3 protein-coding genes are annotated in these 2,702 nt (G+C 63.1%); 1 reads left to right on the plus strand and 2 read right to left on the minus strand.

Going from position 1 to position 2,702, the window contains the following annotated elements:
• On the minus strand, window positions 1-795 hold a 795-nt coding region (locus VIQ49_RS11240), incomplete at its 3' end, for an MMPL family transporter (RefSeq protein ID WP_331884491.1).
• Window positions 796-1,168: 373 nt separating this feature from the next.
• Here VIQ49_RS11240 and VIQ49_RS11245 point away from each other — a divergent pair.
• Window positions 1,169-1,810 carry a TetR/AcrR family transcriptional regulator gene (locus VIQ49_RS11245; RefSeq protein WP_085981140.1) on the plus strand — a complete coding sequence of 214 codons (642 nt, stop codon included), beginning with the start codon at window positions 1,169-1,171 and terminating at the stop codon, window positions 1,808-1,810.
• Between the two features lie 91 nt (window positions 1,811-1,901).
• Here the strand turns inward: VIQ49_RS11245 and VIQ49_RS11250 are convergent, their stop codons facing one another.
• Window positions 1,902-2,543 carry a TetR/AcrR family transcriptional regulator gene (locus VIQ49_RS11250; protein WP_331884498.1) on the minus strand — a complete coding sequence of 214 codons (642 nt, stop codon included), beginning with the start codon at window positions 2,541-2,543 and terminating at the stop codon, window positions 1,902-1,904.
• Window positions 2,544-2,702 lie beyond the last annotated feature (159 nt).

The following is a 2,702-nucleotide window of genomic DNA, read 5'->3' on the forward strand; positions in this document are numbered from 1 at the left end:
GCCGAGGGCGGATAGCACGCCGCGCCCAACCGCCAGGCTCAACCCGATTACCAGCAGTGGCAACAGCGCGGTGAACACTGACCGGTAGACGATCAGCAAGATCAGGGCGATCACGCCGGCGGTAGCGATCGAGATCAACAGCAGGTCGTGCTCGGCGGAGGCGATCATGTCGCTGAAGGTCGCCGGTGGTCCCGTCACTTGGACGGTCGTGGTCGATCCGGTGAACACCTCCGCGGCGATGTCGCGCACCGCGTTCAAGGATTCGGCTGCCGTGGGGTCTCCGAGGGTGCCGGTGACACCGACGGGCAGATACCAGGCTTTGCGGTCGGCGCTGACTGCCTGAGCTTCGGTAATCGGATCGGCCAGCAGGTCCTGCACCAGCAGGACGTGGTCGCCCTCGGCCTGCAACCGGCGCACGAGTTCGCCGTAGCGCTGCCGTGCAGTTGGAGTCAATCCAGTGGGGTCTTCCATGGCGACGAACACCATGGTTTTCGAGCCTTCTTCGCCGAACGCGGCGCTCATGCGGTCAACCGTCTGCAAGGACGGGGCGTCGCGAGGAATGAGGTCCACCGACTGTTGGCGAACCACGGTTTCCAGCTGTGGGAACAGCAGCGCGAGAACCACCGCGGCGCCTAGCCATACCCCGATGACGAGCGCTTTGTGTCGGAGGGTGAACCGGGCCAGGGTCGCCAACCGTTCGCTGTACTCGCGAGTGTCGGCCGGGTCGGTGGATCCGTTGGCGCGCCGACCAGGCCGCTTGGCCTGGCTTGGGGCATCTGCACTGCCGTCGGTCACTTGGCCTCCACTGGTAGCGATACTGCCGGTATCGGTACGCTACCGCACGTAGTGCAAGTGGTGACGGCGACCGGTGGTGGCCTCGCTCAAGAGCGTCATGAGTCGACTCCCCACGGGATTGCAGCGGGCCAGTCGGCCACGAATACCTGCACGGCGTGCAGGGCGCCTCCTACCGCCACCCTCGCCAGTGCCGCACGATCACTGCTGGGAGCAGGAATGACGACAGCCGCTGCCACGTCTCTGAGAACTCGAAGTCCGAGCGTTCTGATCGTCAATCGCTGCACTCCGCGGAGTCCTATGGTGGCACGCGCCCCCACTGGTGGCGGATGCCACCAGATTGTTGCGACCTACTGTGGTTTGCCAAGATGGACATGTGCGGACGCGGTCGAAGAGATGGGGCGGGCGTACCGGTGCTGAACGCCGGGCGGAGCGCCGTCAGCGCCTCATTGATGCCGCGACGGAAATCTGGAGTGAAAGCGGTTGGGCAGCAGTCACGATGAGAGGAGTGTGCGCCAAAACCGGCCTGAACGACCGTTACTTCTACGAAGACTTCAAGACCCGCGACGAGTTACTTGTCGCTGCATGGGACGGCGTGCGCAACGAGATGCTCGGTGAGGTTTCTGCGACGCTCGCAGAACGCATCGGGCAGCCGCCGATGGAGACCATCCGCGTGACCATCGCCGCGGTGGTCGACCGGATTGCAGAGGATCCGGGCAGGGCGAAGATTCTACTGGCTCAACACGTGGGCAGTTCCCCGCTTCAGGATCGGCGCGCTGTCGCACTGCAGGAGGCGACACACCTGGTGATCGCAGCCAGTGAGCCACACCTGAGGCCGGAAGCCGATGAAACCGCCCTTCGGATGGACACACTGGTGGCCGTTGGTGGCTTCGTCGAATTGATCACCGCATGGCATGCAGGTTTGCTTGACGTCATCCAGGGGGAGATCGTGGAGCACACGAGTCGGCTTGCCGAGACGCTCGCCGAACGTTATTTGGTCGACGACGCTGGCCTCTAATGTTGTACAGCGGCGTTCATGTGTTCAGTCCGGAATGAAGCAAGCGGAGGCACCTCGACATTCGCGAAGCGCGGCCGGGAGGCGCCAGAAGCTAACTCTGAGTTTCGGCTTTGGTCGTGGCCGACTCGACTGCGTTCTGCAGCAGCACATAGCTGCCGAGGCTGCCCAGGAAACCTGCGCAGTGCTGAACGAGTTCATCGGTGGTGAACTCGAGTTCTCCGTCGAGCCAGCGGCGCAAGACTTCGAATAACCCACCCACACCCAATGTCGAGGCCAAATGGGCAACGCCCACTGCGGAGTCGGCGATGTCAAGGTGAAGTCTGGCCTCACGCAATACGAGGTCGGTGAAACCGGTCATCATGTCGCTGCGTAACTCCCGAAGCAGCGGCTCCGTTGCAGATTCCACGAACAAGATCCGACCCAGTCGAGGATCATTGTTGATCATGCTGACCAGCCCGCGGATCGGCGCGTACGCGAGCACCTCGGGTGGGGCGCCGGCATCGGGGATCGCGTCAACTATCACCTCCTGGAAGGTTGCGTAGAGCTGCTGGTAGACAGCTCGCAAGAGGGCGTCTCTGTCAGGGAAATGCTGATAGAAGTAGCGTGACGTCACGCCGGACTCAGCGCATACGGCAGTCACCGTGGCGGCGGCAACGCCGTGCGTGCCGATCAACTCCATCGCGGCCTCGATGAGACGCGTGCGCCTGTTCCGGTGACGCTCCTCGGCGGACATCCCGCTGTACACCCGCACCGATCGCACAACGCATAGCTTGCCATCTAATTCTGACTAGGCGTAAAGTCAGATCATCAGTGCCCATGACAACAGGAGAACAACATGAGCGACGATTCGTCCACGCGGCCCACCACGCGGGTCGTCCCGAAGCCCCGCCGT

It is taken from the genome of Williamsia sp. (genome assembly GCF_036566845.1).
GTDB lineage: Bacteria > Actinomycetota > Actinomycetes > Mycobacteriales > Mycobacteriaceae > Williamsia.

Coding starts and splice junctions, on each gene's coding strand:
- VIQ49_RS11250 (WP_331884498.1), bottom strand. CDS start 2,543: ATGTCCGCCGAGGAGCGTCACCGGAACAGGCGCACGCGTCTCATCGAG.